This window comes from Comamonas sp. (assembly GCF_036643215.1).
Taxonomy (GTDB): domain Bacteria; phylum Pseudomonadota; class Gammaproteobacteria; order Burkholderiales; family Burkholderiaceae_C; genus Comamonas.
Genome location: NZ_JAVXSJ010000067.1, coordinates 1 through 5922, shown reverse-complemented (window position 1 = coordinate 5922; position 5922 = coordinate 1). Strand labels below are relative to the sequence as shown.

Below are 5922 nucleotides of genomic sequence, written 5' to 3'. Positions count from 1 at the left end.
CCCTATACCTATGGCGGCAACTCGCCCGAAGGTGGTTTTGACTGCAGCGGTTTGATTCAATGGGCCGTGGGCGGTATTACCGAAACGCGGCTGCCACGTACCACATCGCAGTGGGCGAAGGCCAGTAATGCGGTGGGCGGGCGTGATCTGATGCGTGGCGACTTTGTGTTCTTCAACACCCTGGGCGGACGCTATTCGCACATGGGGATTTTTGTGGGCAACGGGCAGTTTGTGCATGCGCCATCCAGCGGCGGCACCGTGCAGCGCGCGCGCATGGATAACGTTTACTTTGCCAAACGCTTTACCGAAGCTCGTAGCATCTTTTCCTGAAGTTTTGCCGCGCACATGAAAAAGGGACTGCCTGGCAGTCCCTTTGTTTTTGATATCGAATTGATAGCGCTTTGCGCTTATGCAGCAAGCGGCGCGGCAGTGTTTGACTCATTGGCTGCCAGTGGCAAGCTCCAGCTCATCACATGCCAGGGGTGCTTCTCTTCCGTCACCCACTGCGCTACTTCTTCGGGGCTGAAGGCCTTGCCCAGCACATCGCTGCGGCCAAGGGCCAGCCATTGTGTGCGCCCCTGTGCAAAGGCCTGACCAAACTCCTGCCAGTTGCTAAAGCATTGCTGGGCGCGCTGGGCGTTGAGCAGCAGCACTTCCCAGTGCATGCTGTCTTCCAGCCAGTCCAGTAGCCGGGCGCTGCGCACAAAAAAGCTCACACGCGCGCAGGCAAAAGCCATGGCGGCGCGGCCGTCGTCGCTGCGCTGCAGGCGCTGCAAGTCCAGCATGAACCAGCGCTGGCGCAAAGCGTCGGGCAATTGCAGGCGCACTTGCTCGTCGCTCAGGTCGGTGCGCAGACCCATGTGGTGCAAGATCATGGGACGCAGTTGTTTTGCCAGTGCGTCGTCAGCGCCACCGAGATCGCTGGCAAAGCCGCCCTGCATGGCGTGGTAGGCCATGGGGTGGGCCAGGGCCAGTGCCCAGTTGCGCTCATCGCTGCCCGCTTGGTAGCTGATGATGTCGCCGCGCTGCTTGGCTGCCTTCAGGCGTTTGAAGCCGCTGCTCAGGGTCCAGTAAATCAGGCCGCCGATGATGAAGAGAATCGTCCAGCCGCTCATGCCCTTCCAGTAAATCAGGCCCGCGCTGATGAAAAGAAGCGTCCAGCCGCTCATACCCGGCCTCCGGCACGCAGGGGGCGCTTTTTGGCCATCTGCAAAGTGTGTTTCAGGGCGGCGGACTTGGGCATGCGCTCAATGACTTCGCTGTCCAGCGAGTCCTTGCGCGCCGCCACCATCCACTGCATCAGCGGGGACTGCAGATTGAGCTGAGGAAGCAGGCTGGGGTGCTGCTGTATCAGCCATAGCTGCTCGTTGTCGGTCTGCAGCTCCTGCACCGAGCACCAGGGCGCCAGCTCGGGGTGGGCCAGCAGCACATCGGGTGGGCGCCGCACAATGCCCATGGCCACGGCGTCTTCGGGCACCTCGTCATTCAGCGGCAGGTGGTTGAGCAGGGTCACCACATCGGGTACATAGCGCGCAATGGGGGGACGGTTTTGCTTGCCTTTGATCTGCTCAATTTTCAGCTTGCCGTCTTTTTGCACAAAGGCGTTGACGGTGATGCGTGGCTGAGCGGCACCCGTGCGGTAGCTGAACAGGCGCATGCGGCCTGACTCAAGGCCTTCCGCGTAATGCTCGCCATAGCCACCGATAAAGGTTTTGCGGCTGGCAAACTGCCCCACGCAGTGGCCCATCATCTGGCTTTCATAAGCCATCTCTTGGCGGGCCTTGGGGCTCTTGCCAAGAAACTCTACAAAAGTGCCCAGCTGGCCGCGCAGAATGCCTTGCACGGCTTCTTGGCTGTGTTCTATCCAGCCACTGTTTTGCTTTTGCTCGAAGGCAAGGTGCTCCAGCGTCCAGCGTGCCAGTGCCTGCGGGGCATTCACGCGCTGCAGTTTTCCTTCCAGCGATGTGCCCTTGCGGGTGGAGAGAAACTCCACCAGCCGCGTCTCCAGCGTCAGCACGGCGGCGGAGTCCGGCAGCACCCACCACAGGTCGGGCAGGTCAAAGCCAGACTGCTTGCGCGCCAGTCGCTCCAGTGCCCAGGGGGGGGGCTCTTGCCTGCCCATCAGGGTCTGCAGCTGCTGAGCGTCGGCAATGCGCTGCACGCCGGGCTCATCGGCCTGCAGATTCCCCACGACATGGCGGTAGAAATGGTTGCCCAGCCAGGTGGCGACATCAGGCGCATCGCCACGCCCGGTGCTGCGCTCTTTGATGCGTTGCTTGATGGCCGGGGCGTTGACGACATCGCGGGCCTTGTAGGCACTGGCGATGGTTGAAGCTTCGGATGCTTGGTTCACCAGAATTTCCACCACGATTTGCGACGCGATGCCGCAGGTGCTGCATCGCGTTCGGCCAGCTTGCGCTCGGCGCGTTCGATACCCGCGCGCGACATGCGCTGTTCGTCTTCGTCGTCATCCTTGTCCAGATAGCTATGGGCCTGTTTATGCAGTTCCACGGATTCCTCCAGCAGCTCGGGATAGGCTTCAAGCGCGCAGGCAATGCGGCGTAGCGGGTAGCAGTCATGCAGGGCAATGACTTCTTCCTGATGTGCGCGCAGGCGCGGCAGTACCTGCTCGGGCCGGGTGCTGGAGAAGAAATCCAGCATGGACATCAGCGAGGCCAGGTAGTCGCGGCGCTCGCTGCTTTGATCGTCTTCATCCAGCTCGCTGAACCACTGGTCCAGACGCTCCATCCAGATGGTGATTTCGTCATCACGGTCTAGCTTGTAAAGCGACATGGCGACGGTGGAGAAGTAGCGCGTAGGGTCATGGCGGCCATAACCATTCTCCAGCGCAAAGTGCCACAGACGCTCGGCTTCGATCACGGTCTGGGTGTCATCGTCCTTGCCTACAGCGCACCAGAACAGGCCGTTGTGGTGCTCGGCAAACGCGCTGCTGTTCAGTCCCTTGTGGTGCAGTTCAGCGGCCTCGTCGTAGCGGTCCAGGAAGCGGTACTTGATGGCCAGATTGTTGCAGAGCATGGAGTACACATGCAGGTCTGCATCTTTGAACATGCCTTTGCCCGTGGCCCAGAAATTCTCGAAGCGGCGCAGGCCTTCTTCGTAGTAGCGCACCACCAGCGGCTCACGCACTTCTTGCGACGGCACTTTTTTCTTGCCGCCCATCAGGGGCGCCAGATCATCGGGGTCATCCAGCACCACGGCGGCCGCATAGCACCAGTGGCCGCCATAGGCTTCGGGGAAGGGGCGGGCCAATGCTTCTTCCAGCGGAAGGACTGCAAAGCGGGCGGCCCACAGGGCGGAAAGTTTGTCGCCGTCGGCCAGTTCGGGATGCTGGCTCACTCCGACTTCCAGAAGAGGCAAGGCCTGCTCAAACTGGCGCTTGCGGGCCAGTCTCATGCCGTCAATCAGCGCCAGCGCCGGGTGGCCAGGCTGGGCGGCGCGGGCCATGTTCAGGTAGAAGTCTGCCGGGTGCGGGGGGCGTTTTTCCTGTGCCAGCAACTGGCGCATGTCTTCATCAATCTGGGAGATGCCCAGAATCAGCGCCCAGGTAATGGAGTGAGCGGGGTCGCTGTCAAAACGCTCGCGCGCCAGCTGGAATGCGGCCACGGCAGAAACGGGACGCGAGTGCAGCACGCTTTCAAGCGCCAGATCAGCGGCTTCGCTGATGCGGCCGGCTTGCACCAGCCAGCCCAGGTGCGTGGGGGTGAACGGGTCGCCTTCATCGTCGGTCAGGCCAAAGTGGCCTTGCGGTGCCAGTTGCAGCGCGGCCTCCAGCTGGCCAGCCTGTGCGCAGGCTTTGGCCTGCAGGCGCACGATTTTGACCTGTCGATGGGCCTTAACGGCTTGCGATGGCGCAGGGTCTTCAGTGCGCGCGACCTGCTGCTCGCAGGCCATGAGCAACGCGGGCAGGCTTTGCGGTGCCAGCGGCAGGGCATGCTCTGCCAGCGTCATCCAGGAGTCAAAGTCCACGCTTTGCTCGGGCGTGGCATCGCGCAGGGTGTTGATGGCCGTCTGCACCATGCCGCTCATGTCAGCTGCGGGGTTGCTCTTTTGCAGCAGCGCGGCCTTGCGCACGCAGGCGATGGCATCCAGATAGGCGGTGTCTGCGGCGAGATCGGGGTTGCTTCGTTCTCTGGCGCGGTGCAGGTCGATACCGGTGGCGGCAATGTCCCAGGCTTGCAGCTCATCGGCCATCCATTGCCAGCCATGCCAGAAGTTGTCGGTGTCTATGTCTTCGGGCAACTGGCCAATGGCCTGCGCTGCGGGCATGAGCAAGGCCGTGGCTGCGGGCCTGTCAAAGACCATGCGGCTTTGAATATCGCTGAGCGCCAGTCGCACGGCTGAGTCGCTGGCAGGGTCGGCATCGGTGGTCAGCACCGTGGCTCTGTGCTGCTGCAGCAAGGTGTTGGCGGTTTCGGGCTGCTCCAGAAACAGCCAGAAGTCGTGCACACGCTCCAGCTCTTGCACCGTGGCGGGGGCAAAGTTTTGCTGCCCCAGCAGCTCTACGGCAGCGGCAATGCGGTCTTGCCGGCTGATGGCGCTGGAGTGATCCTCGTGATAGTCATTGAGCAGTTCATGCGCCCGGTCGATGAGAGCGAACAGGGCATCACCCTGAAGTGCAGCAGTTTGATTCATTGTGTCCAGAGTTCGTGCCGGAGCAGTCGTTGCCCCAATGCCCTCCATCCTATCTGCTGAATGGGGTGGTGAGTGTCGGCAAAAAGGCGCAAAAAAAGCCTGCGCGGTGCAGCGCAGGCTTTTTTCTGAACGGTTGATGCTGGATTTATTCTTTGACCAGCACTTCAGCGCGCAGGGTGTAGACCTTGGCTTCGGTGATCTTTACATCCACCATCTGGCCGATCAGGCGCTCATTGCCGGGGAAGTTGACCACGCGATTGCACTCAGTGCGGCCCATCAGCTCGCTGCCGTCGCGCTTGCTCACGCCTTCGACCAGCAGGCGCTGCACGGTGCCCACGCGCTCTTCGCTGATCTCTTTGATGTTGTTGTTGATGACGGCTTGCAGCTCCTGCAGTCGGCGCAGCTTCACTTCGTGAGGGGTGTCATCGTGCAGGTTGGCCGCAGGCGTGCCGGGGCGGGGGCTGAAGATGAAACTAAAAGAATTGTCAAAACGCACATCGTGGATGAGCTTCATCATCTTCTGGAAGTCTTCTTCGGTCTCGCCGGGGAAGCCCACGATAAAGTCGCTGCTCATCGCCAGATCGGGGCGAATAGCGCGCAGCTTGCGGATCGTGCTCTTGTATTCCATAGCGGTGTAGCCGCGCTTCATGGCCATCAAAATCTTGTCACTGCCGTGCTGAACGGGCAGGTGCAGGTGGCTGACCAGCTTGGGAATCTTGGCGTAAGCCTCGATCAGGCGGGGTGTGAACTCGTTGGGGTGGCTGGTGGTGTAGCGAATGCGCTCAATGCCGGGAATCTCGGACACATATTCCAGCAGCAGCGCAAAGTCGCAAACCTCGCTGGTGTCGCCCATCTTGCCCAGATAGGCGTTCACGTTCTGGCCCAGCAGCGTGATTTCTTTCACGCCTTGTTCGACCAGACCGGCCACTTCCACAAGCACGTCTTCAAACGGGCGGCTGACTTCTTCACCACGGGTGTAAGGCACCACGCAGTAGCTGCAGTACTTGGAGCAGCCTTCCATGATCGACACAAAGGCCGATGCGCCTTCTACGCGGGCGGGCGGCAGGTGGTCGAATTTTTCGATCTCGGGGAAGGAGATATCGACCTGGGGCTTGGCCTTGGCGGCTCGGGCGTTCAGCAGCTCGGGCAGGCGGTGCAGGGTCTGGGGGCCAAACACCACGTCCACATAAGGCGCGCGCTTGATGATTTCTTCACCTTCCTGGCTGGCCACGCAGCCGCCCACGCCAATCAGCACGCCTTTTTCCTTCA

5 protein-coding genes are annotated in these 5922 nt (G+C 61.2%); 1 reads left to right on the top strand and 4 read right to left on the bottom strand.

Annotation, left to right across the window (positions count from 1 at the left end; all coding sequences use genetic code 11):
• On the top strand, nucleotides 1-330 hold a 330-nt coding region (locus tag RSF91_RS19460), incomplete at its 5' end, for a C40 family peptidase (RefSeq protein WP_332569953.1).
• Between the two features lie 77 nt (nucleotides 331-407).
• On the opposite strand, the gene RSF91_RS19455 is transcribed toward RSF91_RS19460, so the two are convergent.
• The 4 genes from RSF91_RS19455 to miaB all read right to left on the bottom strand — a co-directional run.
• Entirely contained in the window at nucleotides 408-1169 is a 762-nt protein-coding gene (locus RSF91_RS19455; RefSeq protein WP_332569952.1) for a DUF1266 domain-containing protein, read from the bottom strand.
• Nucleotides 1166-2368, bottom strand: coding sequence for a hypothetical protein (locus tag RSF91_RS19450; protein ID WP_332569951.1), 1203 nt, complete (start codon nucleotides 2366-2368; stop codon nucleotides 1166-1168). Before RSF91_RS19450 ends, RSF91_RS19455 begins: the two co-directional genes overlap by 4 nt.
• Entirely contained in the window at nucleotides 2350-4653 is a 2304-nt protein-coding gene (locus tag RSF91_RS19445; RefSeq protein WP_332569950.1) for a hypothetical protein, read from the bottom strand. The genes RSF91_RS19450 and RSF91_RS19445 overlap by 19 nt, the downstream gene beginning before the upstream one ends.
• A 145-nt stretch (nucleotides 4654-4798) precedes the next feature.
• Nucleotides 4799-5922, bottom strand: a 1124-nt coding sequence (miaB, locus tag RSF91_RS19440) for a tRNA (N6-isopentenyl adenosine(37)-C2)-methylthiotransferase MiaB (protein WP_332569949.1), incomplete at its 5' end; no start/stop codon positions are given.

Coding starts and splice junctions, on each gene's coding strand:
- RSF91_RS19455 (WP_332569952.1), bottom strand. CDS start 1,169: ATGAGCGGCTGGACGCTTCTTTTCATCAGCGCGGGCCTGATTTACTGG.
- RSF91_RS19445 (WP_332569950.1), bottom strand. CDS start 4,653: ATGAATCAAACTGCTGCACTTCAGGGTGATGCCCTGTTCGCTCTCATC.